We start from the raw sequence: 18,732 nt of genomic DNA on the forward strand, positions 1-18,732 counted from the left end.
GCAGTTTTTTTTATTGCAGCGGAATATGCTGAAAGGCTTTGACATCAAACAGACCGGCCGCCGTCATTTTAATATCCGGAATCACCGGAAGGGCTAAAAACGATAAGGTGAGAAACGGATTGAAATCACCGGTGAATCCGAGCAGAGGAAGCTTTTCATGAAGCACGCCCAAGCTGTCATTGACCCATTCCGCCGACTTATCAGACAAAAGCCCGGCGATCGGAAGCGGAACGGAGTGAAGCAATTCTCCGTTTTTCACGGCTGTTAATCCGCCCCCGGTGTCACGGAGCCTGTTGATTGCTTTTGCCAAATCGGCATCGTTTGTACCGACGGCGATGATATTATGGGAATCGTGAGAAATGGTTGTGGCGATGGCGCCTTCTTTTAACCCGAACCCTTGTACAATCCCGAGTCCTATCATTTTTTCGCCGCTGTGCCGCTCTGCGACGGCGATTTTTAATAAATCATTATCTGTATCAGAACGAAACGCGTCAGCAGACGGTGCAGGCACTTCTTTTTTTCTCGTCTCCAAATGATTCGGTATCATTTCGATTACTTTCATTTTCCTGCCCTCATGAATCGGCATATAAAAATCAGATTCAGTCAGCGGCGCTTTCAGCCGCACTGTATCCAACAGCGCCTGGTCCGGCGAATAGGAACCGGCAGACTGTTCATAAACCGTGCGTCCGTTCTCGGCAACGGTCCGGCCGGCGACCATGGTCTTCGTGACGGCAGCCTCCCGCACATCTGAAATGAACAGCAGATCTGCGTCAAAACCCGGTGCTACTGCCCCTTTTGTTTCAAGGCCGTAGCACTCAGCCGCATTTAAACTGGCGAGCTGATACGCAAGGAATGGATCAAGTCCCGCCTTTATCGCCATTTTGACTTGGTGGTTCACACTTCCTTCTGAAAGCAGATCATCTACATGCTTATCATCCGTGCAAAAGAAAAAGCGCCGCGCGTTTTTTTCATTCACCGCCGGCAGCACATTGAGCGTATTTTTCGCCACCGATCCTTCGCGCAGCATGACATACATTCCCCGTCTGATTCTGTCCAGCGCTTCTTCTTTTGTCGTCACTTCATGATCATTCGACACCAGTGCGGTTCTGTATATATTGATGATATCTGAAGACAGTCCGGCTAAATGCCCGTCGATCCGTTTTCCGTGACGCTTGGCATCAAGCAGTTTCTGAAGCATATCCTCTTCACCTTCCGCAACAGACACATAATCCATTACTTCCGCAAGTCCGAGCACCTCTTTCTCCTGATAAAAAGGCTTTAAATCCTCGGCTTTTAATACGGCTCCCGAGCGTTCAAAGCTGGCGGCGGGAACACAGGAAGGAAGCATGAAACGGATGTTCAGCGGCGCCTTTTTTGCCTGCTCTATCATAAATGAAATGCCTTTTGCTCCGGAAACGTTCGCAATTTCGTGAGGATCAGTAATGACAGTAGTCACCCCATGTGGGAGGACGGCTTTAGCAAATTCAATCGGAGTAACCATAGAGGACTCGATATGAACATGTCCGTCAATAAAGCCCGGAACGATCATTTGGCCTTCTGCATCAATGACTTCTTCCCCTTCATATTCGCCCAGCCCGACGATCACTCCGCCCGTAATGGCGATATCTGCAGAAATCCATTCCTGGTTAAATACATCCATGATTTTCCGTTTTTAATGACGGTATCGGCTTTTTGTCTGCCGGCTGATGCATTCAGCCGTTCAGCCAGTGTTTCTTTGTTCAAAATGAGGCCTCCTCTTTTCTTTATATGGTACAATATGCTATCGGATCGCCTGATCATAGTCAATAAAAATTGCAGAATATACCGCTTACACGATAAATGTCTTTCTATTCTGACATAATAAAAGACCGTCCTTTTACGGACGGCTTTTCACTTTGTGTGAAGCACTCTTTTTCAAATCGGGAAATGTCCGTAAGAGAGCCGATAACGATGAGAATATCTTCTTTTTGGATCATTTCAGTCGCCAGCGGAGATACGATCACTTCTTTTTCTCTCTTGATCGCCACGATATTAATGCCGTACTTCGCCCGGATGTCCAGATCAAGCAGTGTGTTGCCCGCAAGCCTGCTGTTGGCCACGATCTCCACAATGCTGTGTTCGTCGGACAGCTCCAAATAATCAAGCACATTATTTGATACGATGTTGTGGGCGATGCGTTTTGCCATGTCACGTTCAGGGTGGACGATGTGATCGGCCCCGATTTTCGCAAGCACTTTCTCATGATAATCGTTCTGCGCTTTAACCGTGATCGTGTTCACACCGAGTTCCTTTAAAATCAGCGTCGTTAAAATGCTCGCCTGTATATTTTCGCCGATTGCCACAATGACGTGGTCAAAGTTGCGCAGCCCTAAGTTTTTCAGCACCGATTCATCGGTTGAATCGCCGATGACCGCGTGTGATGCGATTTTGGCGTATTCATTTACTTTATCTTCATCAATATCCATCGCCATGACCTCAAGGCCTTCTTCACTTAATGCTTTGCAGATACTTCCGCCGAAGCGTCCGAGACCGATAACGGCAAACTCTTTTCTCATAACAGTACTCCTTTAAACAATATCTCTAATAGGAATAGTATCACATTTTCGGCAATGAATTCATATAGCGTTTGAGCTTTTCTGAAAAGGCGGGTGATAAATACAGGTCCGCTCCGCGTTCGATTTCTTCCTGATAGTGACCCGGAGGCGCAATTTCCTTAGCTTTATCAAGAACCAGAAACGTCAGGACGCCTCTGTATACACGGCCGCCGGCACACACTTCTATGAATGCGGGACGGTATGTGTGGTTATCAACACCTTCTCTTTTGTACAGATAGGTTGCCGCTTCAAACGGGAGCTTGTACAGCACGCCTTCAGTTCGTCCCCCGTCTTCAACAAGATCGGCTCTGGAACCGTCAGGACGCCTTAACGTGAATCTCGTCGAATACCCTTCAACAACCGCCCCTCCGACCGGCTCGGCAAAGAAGTGGTCGACCCCCGCCTGTTTAAACCGGGCATTGTCCATACAGGAGCCGTAAGCGAAATAATAAACCGGACTGTCATCCTCCCGTTTCATAAAACGGTATTCTTTCCAGTCTCCGCTTTTGATACGGCTGAATGAGGCACACTGGTCGGGCTTTACGACATATGCGAAGGCGGTTTTATTCCCGGCATCCGTCGTCACGGCAACCTCTTTCCGGTCAAAATCAGCATAATACATATCCAGCTTACGGATCATCTGATGATCTGTTTCATACAATTCCCCGTACACAAAAGCTGTTTCTACTAAAGACGCCGCAGGCTGACCTTTATCCGTTTCGTACAGCACACCGTTTATCGCGGCCTGCTCGCACACACACAGAGCACCTTTCAGCAGTTCATGGTTTTCTTCACGCTTTCGTAACAAACCGTATACAAAAAGAAGCAAGTTATTTTTCCTCCTTTTGGACAGCAGCCGCTTCTAACGGCAGAATCACCTGAAACGTACTGCCTTCTCCATTTTTGCTCTTAATGTTAAGTTTACCATTATGCTCCTTCAGAATTCGTAAACAAATCGGAAGCCCGAGACCCGTTCCCTGATCTTTTGTTGAGAAAAACGGTTTCCCGATGTTTTCAAGCTTTTCTTTCGACATGCCGTTTCCTTCATCCTGTATGCTGATCACCGCGTATTCTTCATCCCGTTCTGTATAAATATGAATATTCCCGCCGTCAGGCATCGCTTCAATCGCATTTTTAATAATATTGATAAATACCTGTTTCAGCTGGTTTTCGTCACCGTTAACCATACAGGACTCAGTCTGCCTGAAATCCTTCTCAATCACAGTGTTCGACAGCACCGCGTTCGTGTCAAGAAGCGTCGCCACCTGCCTTAAAATATGGTTGAGATGATGAGCGGTAAACGTCACGGTCTGCGGCTTGGCGAGCAGAAGCAGCTCCCCCAGCACGAGATCAATCCTTTTAATCTCCGAAAAAATAATATCGAAATAATCCGTTCTTTCCGGATACTGGGCTTTCATCAGCTGGAGAAAGCCGCTGACTGACGTTAAAGGATTTCTTACTTCATGGGCGATTCCTGCCGCAAGCTCTCCGGCAATGGCCAGCTTTTGAGATTGCATGGCAAGGCGTTCGTTCGTTTCCAGAAGCTCGTCGACCGCTTTTTTCCGTTCACTGATATCAGACATCGTCCCCAGGCTCCCGACAAATTTCTGTCTGCGGTCATAATACAGCTTATAATGGACTTCCCCCCAAAAAATCGTGCCGTCTCTTTTAATATATTTGGCCGTAAACATTCCTGACGGGGACTGCTGCTTGATTTGGGAGATAATATAATCAATGATATGTTTTCTTTTATAAAATAATCATTATACATCGTGCCCATACATTCGCTGATGGAGTGGCCCGTAATCGTCGTCCAGGCCTGATTCAAATATGTAATATTCCCTTGTGAATCCGTCTGAAAAACGATTTCCTGCAAATTGTCCATGATCCGGTTTTTCTCATCTGAAAGCGCCTTTGCTTTCTGCTCGCTGTCCTTCAGCTCCGCCAGCAGCTGCTTTTTATTGTCCACATAATAAGCCAGCAGCCAGACGCTGATTAATGTGACGGCGGTAAAGGTGATGTCAACGGGCCAGTTAATCGGATTCCGTTCAATCATATAAAATAAATAATCCCAAAACATAATAAAAATCATTGCCAAGATTAAGGAAATGATACGCGCTTGATATTTTCCCATAGTCCCACCTGCCGCTAACATTTCTACATATATTGTAACATTGTTGACTGCATTATTGACTAAAAAATGATAACTATTCCCAATTAATTGAGCAGGTTCGCTTACTTTTCCCGTGAGTTTTTGCACAAGTTCATAATAAAAGGACGGAATGATGCCCCGCCCTTTTTGCTGATTATGATCTATCTTTTAACGCTTCTTCGATTTCCTCAAGCAGCATTTTCGCTCCTTCAGGACTTAAAATAATTTTGCCGTTGCCGTACTCCTGATTTTCGGAGGTAATTTCCCCGGTCATTAAGCAAATGCCGTGCGGCTTGTATTTTTTTAAGACAATTTTGTCTCCGTCAACGAAAAATTCAATACTATCTTTAATAGCGATATCCAATGCTCTTCGCAATTCAATCGGCATGACAATACGCCCGAGTTCGTCTACTTTTCTTACTACACCAATTGATTTCATAGAAATCCCCTACTTCCTTTAATGTCTCTTCTTTATGTCCAAGGAAAATCCTTCATAAACGTAGACGAAAGGAACGGAGCAAAAGTTTCTCAGCATCCGGAAATGAATGTTTTTTACAGAAAAAAGCCTTTTGAAATACGGGATACAGACTTTCCCTCCTTTTTTACAAAAACATTTCATTCCCGGCGGAAACCCCCAAAAATCGTGGTTTTTCTCAGAAACTTTAAATGTAGAATCAATTAAATCAGGATAGGGATTGGGTGAAAACATGTTTCAATCAACTGAGATCGGAATCGACTTAGGAACCGCTAATATACTTGTTTACAGTAAAAATAAAGGAATTATTTTAAATGAGCCATCCGTTGTCGCTGTAGATACAACAACGAAAGCGGTGCTTGCCATCGGAACGGATGCCAAAAGCATGATCGGAAAGACGCCGGGGAAAATCGTCGCCGTACGGCCGATGAAAGACGGTGTCATTGCTGATTATGATATGACAACTGACTTATTAAAACACATTATGAAAAAAGCCGGAAAAAAAATCGGAATGACCTTCCGCAAACCGAATGTCGTCGTCTGCACGCCTTCAGGCTCAACAGCCGTTGAACGCCGCGCCATCAGTGACGCTGTCAAAAACTGCGGAGCGAAAAACGTTCACTTGATTGAAGAACCCGTAGCCGCTGCAATCGGGGCCGACCTCCCTGTTGACGAGCCGGTCGCAAACGTCGTCGTAGATATCGGCGGCGGTACGACTGAAGTCGCCATCATCTCATTCGGTGGAGTCGTATCCTGCCATTCGATCAGAATCGGCGGCGACCAGCTTGATGAAGATATCGCCTCGTTCGTCAGAAAAAAATACAACCTGCTGATCGGGGAACGCACGGCAGAACAAGTGAAAATGGAAATCGGATTTGCATTGATCGAACATGTGCCGGAAACGATGGAAATCCGCGGGCGTGACCTTGTAACCGGTCTGCCGAAGACAATCAGACTGCAGTCTAATGAAATTCAGCACGCGATGCGTGAGTCGCTCCTGCATATTCTTGAAGCGATCAGAGCGACGCTTGAAGATTGTCCGCCGGAGCTCAGCGGTGATATCGTTGACCGCGGCGTCGTGTTAACCGGCGGAGGCTCCCTTTTAAACGGGATGAAAGAATGGCTGACAGATGAAATCGTCGTTCCCGTTCATTTGGCGGCAAATCCGCTTGAATCAGTGGCTATCGGCACTGGGCGTTCATTAGACGTCATCGACAAGCTGCAAAAAGCGATTAAATAATAAGATTGTGCTTCTTTTTTCTCCGGCCGGCTCATATTGTGAGAACTGGAGAAACATTAAGGAGGAAGCATATGCTTAGAGATGTGGGAAGACGCGTAGCAGTAGCCGTCATTTTAAGCGGAATTATTTTGGGGGGCATGAGCATTTCACTGGCCAATATGCCCCATTCTCCGGCCGGCGGCGCCGTAAAACTGAATCACCCGTAAAGACGCAGCAAAAGCTGTGTCTTTTTCGTTTGTGCTCCTTTCTTTCCTTTACGAGGCGATATTTGATATGATGAGAAAAACCGATGAGGAGGAATGAACGATGAGTTCGTTTACTGAAAAGTTAAATACATATGCTCAGCTGGCGGTAGAAGTCGGCGTCAATGTCCAAAAAGGACAGCATGTCGTAATCAATGCCTCAACTGATGTCCGGGAACTTGTCAGACTGCTTGCCAAACATTCTTATGAAAAAGGCGCAAAAAACGTCACCGTAAATTGGCAGGACGATGAACTGTCCAGATTAAAATACGAGATGGCACCTTTTGAAGCGTTTGAAGAGTATCCTGAATGGGAAGCAAAAGGAAAAGAAGAGCTCGCGAAAAAAGGGGCTGCGTTTATTTCTGTCGTCTCATCCGACCCCGACCTGTTAAAAGGCACTGACGGCAAACGGATTGCAGCGTTCCAAAAAGCCGCCGGAAAAGCATTGCATACATACAGACAATATATTCAATCAGATAAGGTCAGCTGGACGGTGATCGGAGCTGCTTCAACAGGCTGGGCGAAAAAAGTGTTCCCGGATCAGCCGGAAGAAACAGCCGTTCAGCTTTTATGGGAAGAAATTTTCAAAACGACCCGCGTAAATGAAGAAAACCCTGTGGAAGCATGGAAAAAACATGATCAAAATCTTCATGAAAAAGTGGAACACCTGAACAAAAAACATTACAGCGCCCTGCATTATCAGGCTGAAGGAACAGACTTAACCATTGAACTGCCGAAAAAACATGTATGGGCAGGCGCGGGAAGCGTGAATGAAAGCGGTCACGAATTCATGGCCAACATGCCGACAGAAGAGGTTTTCACCCTTCCGCAGCGTGACGGGGTGAACGGCACGGTTTCCAGCACGAAACCGCTGAGCTACGGCGGCAACATTATTGATAACTTCACTCTTACCTTTGAAAACGGCCGCATTGTCGATGTGAAAGCTGAAAAAGGCGAGGAGATTTTAAAAGGCATCGTCGAAACCGATAAAGGCTCACACTATCTCGGTGAAGTGGCCTTAGTGCCTTACGATTCACCGATTTCACAATCAAATATTTTATTTTACAACACACTGTACGATGAAAACGCCTCTAACCACTTGGCGATCGGCAGTGCGTATGCCTTTAATATTGAGGGCGGCAAACAAATGACACGGGAAGAGCTTGTTAAAGAGGGCTTAAATGAAAGCATTACACACGTAGATTTTATGGTCGGTTCCAAAGACATGAATATCGACGGTATTACCGCGGACGGGAAAAGAGAACCGATCTTCAGAAACGGAAACTGGGCATTTTAATAAAAAAAGGAGGCGATCAGGCCTCCTTTTTTTTCGCTTCATACATTTGCAAGTTGGCGCAGACGGTTTCCAAAACAGGTGTATCAATTGACAAGCCTTTCGCTTTCTCAAGCAAAAAGCCGTGTAAATGATCACCTTCCGTCACCCTGCCCTTTTCCATATCTCTCAGCATCGACGATTTCATACGGTAAGACATGCTTGTCAATGTGCGATAACTCTCTTCTTCCAGACCAGGATCTTTCGGGATGCCGGCAGCCTTGAAAATGGCTCCGATTTCGGCAAAGAGGCGCTTTGCCGTGCTGCGGCCGCCTTCTGTTTCTAAAATCGGTCCGACCGGCTGTTGAAACAGAGTGGTCACTCCCGCCTGCGCGGCAATAAACATATATTTTTTCCAAATGTCCTTTTCAATCTCCCGACTGATGATGACATCCGCTTTCACACCCGCAAACGCTTTTTCCAGCTCATTTATACGTTCCGTGCGTTCCCCGCTCCATTCACCGAAAATGAAGCGGTGGGCAGCGCTCGTATGAAGAATGTCCCCTTTGTCGTTAAGGGCGCTCTCAATAAAGCAGAGGCCGCCCAGCACCTGCCGTTTTGAAAAAGCTTCAAACAGCTGGTTATAGTGCCTGTATCCGTTTAAAAAAGGAATAATGACCGACGAAGGTTTGACAAACGGTTTGACATCCCCAATGACGTCCTGCAAAGAATACGCTTTTGATGCGATGATAACGGCGTCAAACTCTCCATCTTCGCCCGCCATGATTATTTTCGGCTTGATTGAAACATCACCATTTGCACTTTTGACGGTCAATCCCGTCTCTTTTAATTGTTCCGCCCGCTTCTGACGGACGAGAAACGTAACGTCATTTCCCTTTTCTGCAAGTCGCGCGCCGATATATCCGCCCACTCCCCCAGCTCCGACAACTAAAAACTTCATGATGCATTCCTCCGTCTCTTTTCAATTTATGTATTCCTTTATTGTAACGGGAAGTCAGAAGATTGAAAACTTTTTTCATAAATAAAAAAGCAGAGTCTCCCCTGCTTCTTTATTACGCGTATAGCTCTTCAAGCTTTTTCTGCACATCCGCGTTTTCAAGAAATTCGTCATAAGACATTTGTTTATCAACAATGCCTTTAGGCGTTAATTCAATGATGCGGTTGGCAATTGTCTGTACAAACTGATGGTCATGAGATGAAAACAGCATAGCGCCTTTAAAGCTGATTAAGCCGTTGTTAAGCGCCGTAATGGATTCCAAATCTAAGTGGTTTGTCGGTTCATCCAGAATTAAGATATTCGCACCGGAAAGCATCGCTTTTGAAAGCATGCAGCGTACTTTTTCTCCTCCGGAAAGGACGTTTGATTTTTTGTTGACTTCTTCTCCTGAGAACAGCATGCGTCCTAAGAAACCGCGCAGAAAGCTTTCGCTTTGGTCATGCGGCGAGTATTGGCGGAGCCAGTCGACAAGGTTCGCATCGCTGCCGTCAAAATATTCGCTGTTGTCTTTAGGGAAGTACGCCTGAGAAGTGGTCACGCCCCATTTAAATGTGCCGCTGTCTGCTTCCATTTCCCCGGAAATGATTTTAAACAATGTCGTAACGGCAAGTTCGTTGCGGCCCGTAAATGCAATTTTGTCTTCTCTGTTCATAATAAAGCTGACGTTATCAAGCACCTTAACCCCGTCAATCGTTTTTGTTAAGCCTTCAACCCGCAGCACGTCATTTCCGATCTCGCGTTCCGGCGTGAAATTGACATAAGGATAACGGCGTGATGACGGTTTAATATCATCAAGCGTGATTTTATCAAGGAGTTTCTTTCTTGATGTCGCCTGCTTTGATTTAGAGGCGTTGGCGCTGAATCTGGCCACGAACTCCTGAAGCTGTTTAATCTGCTCTTCTTTTTTCTTGTTGGCTTCCTGAGAAAGCTTTAAAGCAAGCTGGCTTGATTCATACCAGAAATCATAGTTGCCGACGTACACTTGAATTTTATTAAAATCAAGATCGGCGATGTGCGTGCACACTTTATTTAAAAAGTGACGGTCATGGGATACGACGATGACTGTGTTCTCAAAGTTGATTAAAAACTCTTCCAGCCACTGAATCGCTTTCAGATCCAAGTGGTTGGTCGGTTCATCAAGCAGCAGAACGTCCGGCTTGCCGAACAGCGCCTGGGCCAAAAGCACTTTCACCTTTTCTGAACCGCCTAAGTCGGCCATTTTCTTCGTATGCAGGTCTTCAGAGATGCCCAGCCCCTTTAACAAAATAGCGGCTTCACTTTCAGCTTCCCATCCGTTTAATTCCGCAAACTCTCCTTCAAGTTCAGCGGCACGGATGCCGTCTTCATCTGAAAAATCAGGCTTCATATAAATCGCGTCTTTTTCCTGCATGACTTCGTATAAACGTTTATGTCCCATAATGACGACTTTCAGCACTTCACAGTCTTCATATTCAAAGTGGTTCTGCTTCAGAATGGCAAGACGTTCGCCCGGACTCATATGGACATCGCCGGTCTGCGGCTCCAGCTCACCGGATAAAATTTTCAAAAATGTTGATTTTCCGGCACCGTTTGCGCCTATTAATCCGTAGCAGTTGCCCGGCGTAAATTTAATATTGACATCTTCAAATAACTTGCGATCCGCAAAACGCAAGCTCACATTATTTACAGCAATCATTTAGAATCCTCCATCGTGTCTATCATCATTAAAAGTATACCATGAATAAAGGGGAAGAGAAATGTTTCCCTGCGAATATACGGGTTTGAAAAGATGCAGGCGTCAAACCCGGAGCGCTGTGATACAATAGATATATATACATATTCATCACGGAGGAACAAGTTGAAGCTTTTAACACTCACAGAATACTGTCTTATGATTTTCTTCACCGGGGTTTTTCTGGCCGTCACAGGCTTTACGGCACGTGACATCGGCTTGTACGTCGGAATCGCCCTCATTTATACGTTTTCGCATCTCTTTTCAAAACGGATGCTTGAAAAACGCGGCAAAGAGAAGAAGCAGGTGAATCTTTTTTTCAGCGTTCTGGCCATTGTCGGATCAGTGCTGGCCACGGTATTGTTCATCGCCGTCGCGGCCTCGTTTGCCAAATAAAAAACGCCTGCTGTCCGAATCGGGCAGCGCGGCGTTTTTATTTTGTCTGACGCATATCATGAAACGGGAAGAACACAAACTTCGAGGTGCCGACGATCCGGTTTTCGGCTATTAAGCCGAGGCCGTTCCGGCTGTCCATTGAATTCAGCCGATTGTCGCCCATGACGAAGTATTTGCCTTTCGGAACCTTTACGGGGCCGAAATCTCCCGTCAGGTTGACTCCCAGTTTTTTCGCTTCTTTTTTATTGCTCGCGAGGTACGGTTCTGCGATTTTTTTGCCGTTTATATAAAGCGTGTCATTTTTCATTTCCACCGTTTCTCCAGGTTTTCCGATGAGCCGCTTTACATAATGGACTTTCGACGTATCGCCGTTAATAATGACGATGTCCCCCCGCTCGATTTCTCCGATATAATTGACGCTTTTGTTGACAAACAGTCTTTCACCGTCATGTAATGTCGGGTACATTGATGATCCTTCCACTAAGTACGGTTCAAACAGGAAATGGCGGATTAACAGCGCAAGTGCAACCGCTATAATGATGGCCTTTCCCCATTCCCAATACGTGTTGGATTTTCTTTTTACCGATTTTTCAGAAGTAGGTTTTTGTTCTTCAGTCAACGTGGTTCCTCCTAGACGATCACTGTTTCGGTTCATGTACCATCTTTACTTTATCACAACTCATCACAAAATACATAACGCTTCTATGTGCATATGATTGAAAAAAGCGCCCGTAAAGGACGCTTTTCGCTTATTTCTCTACTACCGGTTTTTTGATGATTCCCAAGATAACCGCCGTTACAATCGCTCCGATCACGATGCTCATTAAGTAAAGCAGCGGATGGTTCGTAATGAATGCAACGAATATTCCTCCGTGCGGTGCAGGAAGCGTTACCCGGAAAAACTCTGTCAGTCCGCCCGCTACCGCAGAACCGACAACGGCTGCAGGGATGACGCGAAGCGGATCAGCCGCTGCAAACGGGATGGCGCCTTCTGTAACGAAAGCTGCTCCCATGAAGTAGCATGTAATACCGGCTTCACGGTCACGTTTAGAGAATTTGTGTTTAAAGAATGTTGTCGCCAGTGCGATTCCAAGCGGCGGAGCCATTCCGCCCGCCATGATGGCCGCATGCGGCGCATAGTTTCCGGCGTCGATCATCGCGATACCGAAAGTGAACGCCGCTTTATTGAGCGGGCCGCCCATGTCGATAGCCATCATACCGCCTAAAATAATCCCCATTAAGACAAGGTTTCCAGTTCCAAGGCTTTCAAGCCAATTTGTTAAGAAATTCATAAACGCTGCTACAGGTGTGTTAATGACAAACTGCATCAGGACACCGGTGATAAAAATACCAAGCAGCGGATAAATCAATACAGGTTTTAATCCGTCAAGAGTCTGAGGAATAAAGACAAACAGCTTTTTCAAAAGGACTACGACATAACCGGCTAAGAATCCGGCAATCAGTCCGCCCAAGAATCCGGCATTCGCCTGCGTAGCCATAAATCCGCCGACCATACCCGGCGCAAATCCCGGACGGTCCGCAATACTCATTGCGATGAATCCGGCAAGAACTGCAACAATCAGCTTTAACGCATTACCGTCACCGATAAAGTTCAGTGCTGCAGCAAACGTGTTGTATGTCGGGTCTTTCGGATCAGCTGAATGAATTCCCCAGAAGAATGAAATCGCAACGAGAATTCCGCCGCCGACGACAAATGGCAGCATGTTGCTGACACCGCTCATTAAGTGTTTATAGAAAGTACTTCCGATGCTTGTGCCTGATTTCTGTTTCGGACCGTCTTCATTTGAAGCGGAAGATCCTCCCCCGCTGCCCTCGTAAATCGGCGCATCTTGGTTAACGGCTTTTTCAATCAGTTCCTGTGGACGTCTGATACCGGCCGTTACAGGCACTTGAAGAACATGTTTGCCTTTAAAGCGCTCCATTTCAACCTGTTTATCAGCCGCTACGATAATCGCAGGTGCGTCTTCAATTTCTTGAGCCGTCAGCTTATGTTTAATACCGCTTGAGCCGTTTGTCTCGACTTTAATGTCAACGCCGAGCTCTTTCGCTTTTTCCTTCAGTGCGTCAGCTGCCATGAACGTATGGGCGATACCTGTCGGGCATGCCGTAACCGCAAGGATTTTGCCTTTTCCTGACGGCGCTGCCTGTTCTTCCTGCTCTTCTTCTTCCTCATCGTCATCTTTGTCATGCTGATTGATGATGTCAATGATCGCATCTTCTGATTCAGCTTCAAGAAGCTGTTTGCGGATTTCCTCACGCATAAGGAGCGTTGAAAGTCTTGATAATGCTTCAAGATGCGTATTATTCGCTCCTTCGGTTGCCGCAATCATAAAGACCAGGTGTGCCGGCTGACCGTCTAATGATTCATAATCCACACCATCTTTTGAACGGCCGAATGCGATGGCCGGGTTAATGACGCTCGCCGTCTTCGCATGAGGAATGGCAATGCCTTCGCCGATTCCCGTCGAGCTTTGGCTTTCACGATTTAAAATGGCTGCTTTGTAAGCCTCTCTGTCATTTAATCTGCCGGCTTTGTCAAGCACTGTCACCATTTCATCGATAACGTTTTCTTTCTCTTTGCTTTCTATATTGAGATGAATTGTATCTCTTGTTAACAGCTCAGTTATCTTCACTTTTCTTTCCTCCTCTATAGACGTGTGACTTTAACTTCAGGAAGAAGCTGCTGTACAAACTCTTCAGTTCCGAGTTCTTCAGAAAATGCCGTCGCGCTTCCGGAAGCAACTCCTAAACGGAACGCATCTTCCAAAGGCAGCTGTTTTGAAATTCCCGCAAGGAATCCCGCGACGACGGAATCACCCGCGCCTACCGAATTGACAAGCTTTCCTTTAGGAACATTGGCGAGGAAAACCGCCTCTTTCGTAAATAAAAGCGCACCGTCGCCAGCCATCGAAACAATCGCGTGTTCAGCGCCTTGTTCAATTAATTTTTTACCGTAAGGAACGGCAGCTTCGGCTGAATCAATGACCGTATTGAACATTTCCCCAAGCTCATGATGATTCGGCTTCATCAAAAACGGTTTCATTTCTGTCGCTTTCATCAGCGCTTCACCGGAGATGTCCACCACTACCCGGGCATTCTGCTTTCTGCATGCCTCAGCAATTTTTTCATACGTGTTATGCGGCAGGGAAGAAGGGATGCTTCCCGCTAAAACGACGATGTCTCCCTCTTCCAGAGCGGAGAACTGTTCTAAAAAGGCATTGAACACTTCGTCTGAAATCGTCGGGCCCTGTCCGTTAATTTCCGTTTCATCGCCCGTTTTCAGTTTTACATTTATACGCGTGTCTTCATCCACCTCAGAAAAAGCCGTTTCCAGACCTTCCTGCTGCAAAAATGACGTGATATAATTTCCGGTAAATCCGCCGACAAACCCCAATGCTTTTGACGGCACATGGTGTCTTTTCAGTAATCTCGAAACGTTGATGCCTTTTCCGCCGGGATACTTCGTGTCATAGCTGGAACGGTTTAAACCGCCTACGGCAAAATCTTCAACGTGAACGATATAGTCAACAGACGGATTGAGGGTTACAGTGTAAATCATGGTTTCACTACCTTTACGACAGTTTTTTCTTGGTAATTATCGAATGCAAGTTCTTCAGCTTCAGTGGTAATGATAGCTGCATCGCCCAAGGCGGCGAACGCTGCGAAAGAAATCTCGCCGAATTTAGAAGGATCGGCTAAAACATACGCATTTTTCGCCTGTCTCACAGCCTTTGTCTTCAGAAGAGCCTCATCCGGATCGGGTGTTGTAAAGCCGGCTTCAATGTGCACGCCGTTCACCCCGAGAAAGCTTTTGTCAAAACGGTACTGGCTGACCGCCGTTAATGAGGCGCCGCCGATCATCGCACCTGTTCTATGCTTCACATATCCTCCGAGAAGATAAAAAGGAATCCCTTTCCTTATTAAAGCGTCGATATGCATAACCCCGTTTGTGACAACCACAATGTCCTTTGTATGATCTATAAAATCAATCATGTGCAATGTAGTTGTTCCCGCATCAAGGTAAATACAGTCACCTTCTTCTAATAAAGATGCCGCTTCTTCAGCGATCTTCAGTTTATCCTGAAGGTTTTTGGAGGATTTTTCAAGCATATCGGGTTCTTGCCTGCTGTTGGAAAGTTTAGACGCCCCGCCGTGAACGCGCTTTAAAAACCCGCGCTCTTCAAGTGTTGATAAATCTCTTCTGATCGTTGATTCAGAAGCGTTTGTCATGCTTATCAGCTCTTGAATCTTCACCACATCTCGTTTTTCAATCTGATCCATAATCAGCTGATACCTTTCAGGAGTGAGCATATTCCGCCTCCTTTGAAAACGTATTCATTTCGGCTGCAAGATAATTGTAAACGCTTTTTTTACTTCAAGCAACTAAAATCACTCAAATTCATTCAATAACTATCAAAATCTTTCACATTTGTTCATATTAACGTATGTACATAGGGTTTGTAAACTGTAAATTCGACAAAAAGGGGGACAATTGTATGACATTTTCTTTTTATCATAAATGAAAAAAGTCTATTATATTCATTCAATCATTAAAACACAAAAAACCCCATGCAGACTGCATGGGGCGCCGGTTATTCATACCGTAACGCTTCAATCGGATCTAAGCGTGATGCTTTGTTGGCGGGCAGCATGCCGAAAATGACACCGATCAGCATACTGAACAGCACGCCGATACAAACCACCTGCCAGGAAACGAGCGACGGCCAGCCTGCGATAAGGGAAACGAGTGTTGCTCCCCCGTAGCCGAGACCGATTCCGATTAAGCCGCCGATTAATGTAAGCACAACAGATTCAATTAAGAATTGTGTCAGAATCTGTCCTCTCGTGGCACCGAGCGATTTGCGGATGCCGATTTCTCTTGTCCGTTCCGTCACTGATACGAGCATAATATTCATGACCCCGATCCCGCCGACAACGAGAGAAATACCGGCGATCGAACCGATGATCGTCGTCATAACAGTCGTGACCTGACCGATTCCCGCCGCGATTTCTTCCATATTCATGACTTGATAGGCCTCTTTTGTACCGTGATTGTCATTTAAGAGACGGGCCGCTTCTTTTCCTGTTGTTTTGATTTGATCAGCGGACTCCGTCTGAACGGAAACGTTGCTGTAGTCGTTAGTACCGAAAGACGTTTTCAGCATGTTGAACGGCACATACATTTCACTGAGTCCTAACGATAAAAAGCCGCTCTCTTCTTTCAGTACGCCGATTACTTCTACGGGCTGTCCGCCGGCCCAGACGATTTTTCCGAGCGGAGACGTTTTCCCGAACAGCTTTTCAGCCATTTTTTTCGAGATGATTCCCGCTCTTTTCCCGGAAAGAAAATCATTGTCCGTAAATGTCCGTCCATCTTGAACGTCCAGCTTTTTTACGTCCAAGTAGCCGCTGTTAATGCCGTTCAGCGTAATATCCGTGTCTTCTTCATGGTAACGGGCCGTCATGGATTTTACCGCGGAAGCGACAACCTGCTTTACGCCGTCCACTCCTTTTAATCCATTAATATCTTCTTCTGTAAAACTCGCTTGCTGTAAGGCGTTCGGATTGGCTGTTAATTCTTCATCACTCGGCAGGTAAAACAATTCAATCGTATTGCCCGGCCCGCTGATGGATTGCTTCAGCATTTGCTCTCCGCCCTGGCCGACAGCCACAACAACGATTACTGAACCGACGCCGATAATGATTCCGAGCATTGTCAGAATCGATCTCAGCTTGTGAGCTCTTACGGAACTGAGGGCCATCCGGAGATTTTCTGACAGGCTCATTCCCCCACTCTCCTCTGCTCAGAATCGCGGGAAACGATCATGCCGTCACGGACGAAAATCACTCTGTTTGTACAGTCCGCCACTTCAGGCTCATGAGTGACAAGCACCACGGTCACGCCCTCTGCATTAAGCTCTGTGAACTGCTCCATAATGGAAATGCTTGTTTTCGTATCCAGCGCGCCGGTCGGTTCATCAGCTAAAATGAGCTTCGGTTCGTTCACGATGGCTCTTGCAATCGCGACACGCTGCTTCTGGCCGCCGGACAGCTCATTCGGCATGTGACGCATCCGATCCGCCAAACCGACTTTTTCCAGCGCGTGCTCAGCCCGTTCCTCACGCTCTTTTTTGCCGATACCGGCATAGATCATGGGGAGTTCGACATTTTTTCTTGCATTCAATCGCGGCAGCAGCTGAAACTGCTGAAAGACAAATCCGATTGATTTGTTCCGGACCGCCGCAAGCTCTTTTTCGGTGCATGAAGAAACATCTTCGCCCGCAAGACTGTAACTGCCGGACGTCGGTCTGTCCAGACAGCCGATGATATTCATAATCGTAGATTTTCCCGATCCCGACGGTCCCATAATTGACACATATTCTCCTTCTTCAATCGTCAGGTCGATTGAACGGAGAACATCAAACGTCTCCTTGCCGATCTGATAGCTTTTTTTCACCTTTGAAAGCTGAATCATCTATGCTTTCACATCCGTTCCGTCAGTCAAACCGTCAGCCGGATTCAGAATGACTTTATCATCCTTTGAAAGCCCCTCTTTTATCTCCGTAAGCTGATTTGCGGTATCGCCGACTTTAACTTTCACGCGTTTGGCCTTCCCGTCTTTTACCGTAAAGACCCAGTGCTCATCTCCGTCTTTTTTGACTGCGGAGGACGGCAGCGTATCGGCTTTCCGTTTGTCGGTTTCAATGTTCATAATTAATTTAAATCCCGGCTTGCCTTCCGGAAGGTTTCCGATCAGCTTAACCTGAAACGGATACTGGACGGCTTGTTCCGTGCTTTCCCCCGAAGCAGCGCTTGACTTTTGATCCGGAACGAGGCCGACAGCCGCCACTCTCCCTTTCCACGTTTTGCCGGGGATGGCGTCTGAGGTGATTGTAACGCTTTGGCCCTTTTTCACTTTCAGCGTGTCGTATTCGGACAAATTGCCGGCAACGACCAGATGTTCCGGGTCTCCTATATGTATAACCGGTTCTTGAATATCCGATTTTTTAGAAGCCGCTTCTTGATTTACCGAGATAACCGTCCCGTCCATCTCACTCTTAACATTGAGATTCGACACTTGATTTTCAAGAGACTGCTTTTGCAAATCAGATTGCTTTAATTCGATTTCCGCCGTTTTTTGCTGAAGCTGCAGATCAGTCCGTTCGGATTCAATTTGTTTTTTGGCTTCCGCTTCTCCCACTTGTTTTGCCAGATCTTGTTCCTTGCTGTTTAATGCTCTGAGTTTTTCTTCAACTTGTTCGATTTGCATCCGTTTTGATTGTTCTGTCAACTCATTTTGTTCTTTATCAAGGTTGAGCTGCTCATTTGTATAAGTGACTAACGACGACCCTTTTTTACTTTGTCGCCTTCTTTTACTTTCACTTTATCAAGAGTTCCTTTATCTGCTTCATAAAAAACATACTGTTCTTTAGAGAATTTAAGTGTTCCCGGAACCATAACCGTAGATGAGATTTCTCTGTTTTCCATGGTTCCGGTTTCGATTTTTTTCCGGCGCTGCCGCCCGCGGGAGCGGCAGACTTATAAATATTGATACCGATGAATACTGCAACAATTACGGCGATGCCGATTCCGATCCAAATTTTTTCATG

The 18,732-nt window shown here is 46.2% G+C and carries 14 protein-coding genes and 4 pseudogenes; 4 read left to right on the forward strand and 14 right to left on the reverse strand.

What is annotated here, in order from left to right:
* Positions 1-10: 10 nt before the first annotated feature.
* The 5 genes and pseudogenes from ade to abhA all read right to left on the reverse strand — a co-directional run bounded on the left by ade (position 11) and on the right by abhA (position 5,185).
* Positions 11-1,743, reverse strand: a pseudogene (gene ade / locus D368_RS06305) (adenine deaminase).
* 147 nt (positions 1,744-1,890) lie between these two features.
* Positions 1,891-2,555, reverse strand: a pseudogene (gene ktrC, locus D368_RS06310) (Ktr system potassium transporter KtrC).
* A 40-nt stretch (positions 2,556-2,595) separates the two neighbouring features.
* On the reverse strand, positions 2,596-3,423 hold the full coding sequence (locus tag D368_RS06315) for a gamma-glutamylcyclotransferase (RefSeq protein WP_128574648.1): 828 nt from the start codon (positions 3,421-3,423) through the stop codon (positions 2,596-2,598).
* A gap of 1 nt (position 3,424) precedes the next feature.
* Positions 3,425-4,728 (reverse strand): annotated as a pseudogene (locus D368_RS06320) (ATP-binding protein).
* 172 nt (positions 4,729-4,900) lie between these two features.
* Complete coding sequence (abhA, locus tag D368_RS06325; RefSeq protein WP_024085249.1) at positions 4,901-5,185, reverse strand: transcriptional regulator AbhA; 285 nt, start codon at positions 5,183-5,185, stop codon at positions 4,901-4,903.
* Between the two features lie 268 nt (positions 5,186-5,453).
* Here abhA and mreBH point away from each other — a divergent pair, with 268 nt between their 5' ends.
* The 3 genes from mreBH to D368_RS06345 all read left to right on the forward strand — a co-directional run bounded on the left by mreBH (position 5,454) and on the right by D368_RS06345 (position 8,000).
* Positions 5,454-6,461 (forward strand): cell shape-determining protein MreBH, encoded by a 1,008-nt coding sequence (mreBH, locus tag D368_RS06335; protein WP_003154558.1) that lies wholly within the window; start codon positions 5,454-5,456, stop codon positions 6,459-6,461.
* Between the two features lie 71 nt (positions 6,462-6,532).
* Complete coding sequence (locus D368_RS06340; RefSeq protein ID WP_003154559.1) at positions 6,533-6,667, forward strand: protein YkpC; 135 nt, start codon at positions 6,533-6,535, stop codon at positions 6,665-6,667.
* A 100-nt stretch (positions 6,668-6,767) separates the two neighbouring features.
* Positions 6,768-8,000, forward strand: a complete 1,233-nt coding sequence (locus D368_RS06345) for an aminopeptidase (RefSeq protein WP_128574649.1) — start codon at positions 6,768-6,770, stop codon at positions 7,998-8,000.
* 16 nt (positions 8,001-8,016) lie between these two features.
* On the opposite strand, the gene D368_RS06350 is transcribed toward D368_RS06345, so the two are convergent.
* Entirely contained in the window at positions 8,017-8,937 is a 921-nt protein-coding gene (locus D368_RS06350) for a ketopantoate reductase family protein (RefSeq protein WP_128574650.1), read from the reverse strand.
* Positions 8,938-9,049: 112 nt separating this feature from the next.
* The gene (locus tag D368_RS06355) at positions 9,050-10,669 is read right to left on the reverse strand and encodes an ABC-F family ATP-binding cassette domain-containing protein (RefSeq protein ID WP_003154562.1); all 1,620 of its coding nucleotides are present in this window, start codon (positions 10,667-10,669) and stop codon (positions 9,050-9,052) included.
* 162 nt (positions 10,670-10,831) lie between these two features.
* On the opposite strand from D368_RS06355, the gene D368_RS06360 reads away from it, so the two are divergent.
* Positions 10,832-11,101, forward strand: coding sequence for a hypothetical protein (locus tag D368_RS06360; protein WP_021493749.1), 270 nt, complete (start codon positions 10,832-10,834; stop codon positions 11,099-11,101).
* 37 nt (positions 11,102-11,138) lie between these two features.
* Here D368_RS06360 and sipT read toward each other — a convergent pair whose 3' ends face one another.
* The 7 genes and pseudogenes from sipT to D368_RS06395 all read right to left on the reverse strand — a co-directional run bounded on the left by sipT (position 11,139) and on the right by D368_RS06395 (position 18,723).
* On the reverse strand, positions 11,139-11,720 hold the full coding sequence (sipT, locus tag D368_RS06365; protein ID WP_003154568.1) for a signal peptidase I sipT: 582 nt from the start codon (positions 11,718-11,720) through the stop codon (positions 11,139-11,141).
* 130 nt (positions 11,721-11,850) lie between these two features.
* A complete protein-coding gene (locus D368_RS06370) occupies positions 11,851-13,755 on the reverse strand; it encodes a PTS fructose transporter subunit IIABC (RefSeq protein WP_003154570.1) in 1,905 nt (634 codons plus the stop codon).
* Between the two features lie 14 nt (positions 13,756-13,769).
* On the reverse strand, positions 13,770-14,681 hold the full coding sequence (gene pfkB, locus D368_RS06375) for a 1-phosphofructokinase (protein ID WP_003154572.1): 912 nt from the start codon (positions 14,679-14,681) through the stop codon (positions 13,770-13,772).
* Positions 14,678-15,433: a DeoR/GlpR family DNA-binding transcription regulator gene (locus D368_RS06380; protein WP_014417627.1), complete on the reverse strand. Its 756-nt coding sequence runs from the start codon at positions 15,431-15,433 to the stop codon at positions 14,678-14,680. The genes pfkB and D368_RS06380 overlap by 4 nt, the downstream gene beginning before the upstream one ends.
* Positions 15,434-15,714: 281 nt before the next feature.
* Positions 15,715-16,908, reverse strand: a complete 1,194-nt coding sequence (locus tag D368_RS06385; RefSeq protein WP_071391893.1) for an ABC transporter permease — start codon at positions 16,906-16,908, stop codon at positions 15,715-15,717.
* Positions 16,905-17,597 carry an ABC transporter ATP-binding protein gene (locus D368_RS06390; RefSeq protein WP_071391894.1) on the reverse strand — a complete coding sequence of 231 codons (693 nt, stop codon included), beginning with the start codon at positions 17,595-17,597 and terminating at the stop codon, positions 16,905-16,907. The genes D368_RS06385 and D368_RS06390 overlap by 4 nt, the downstream gene beginning before the upstream one ends.
* Positions 17,598-18,723: pseudogene (locus tag D368_RS06395) on the reverse strand (efflux RND transporter periplasmic adaptor subunit). It lies immediately after the preceding gene.
* Positions 18,724-18,732 lie beyond the last annotated feature (9 nt).

Origin of the sequence: Paenibacillus lentimorbus NRRL B-30488 (assembly GCF_000411595.1) — a bacterium.
In the GTDB taxonomy this organism is placed as follows: domain Bacteria; phylum Bacillota; class Bacilli; order Bacillales; family Bacillaceae; genus Bacillus; species Bacillus velezensis.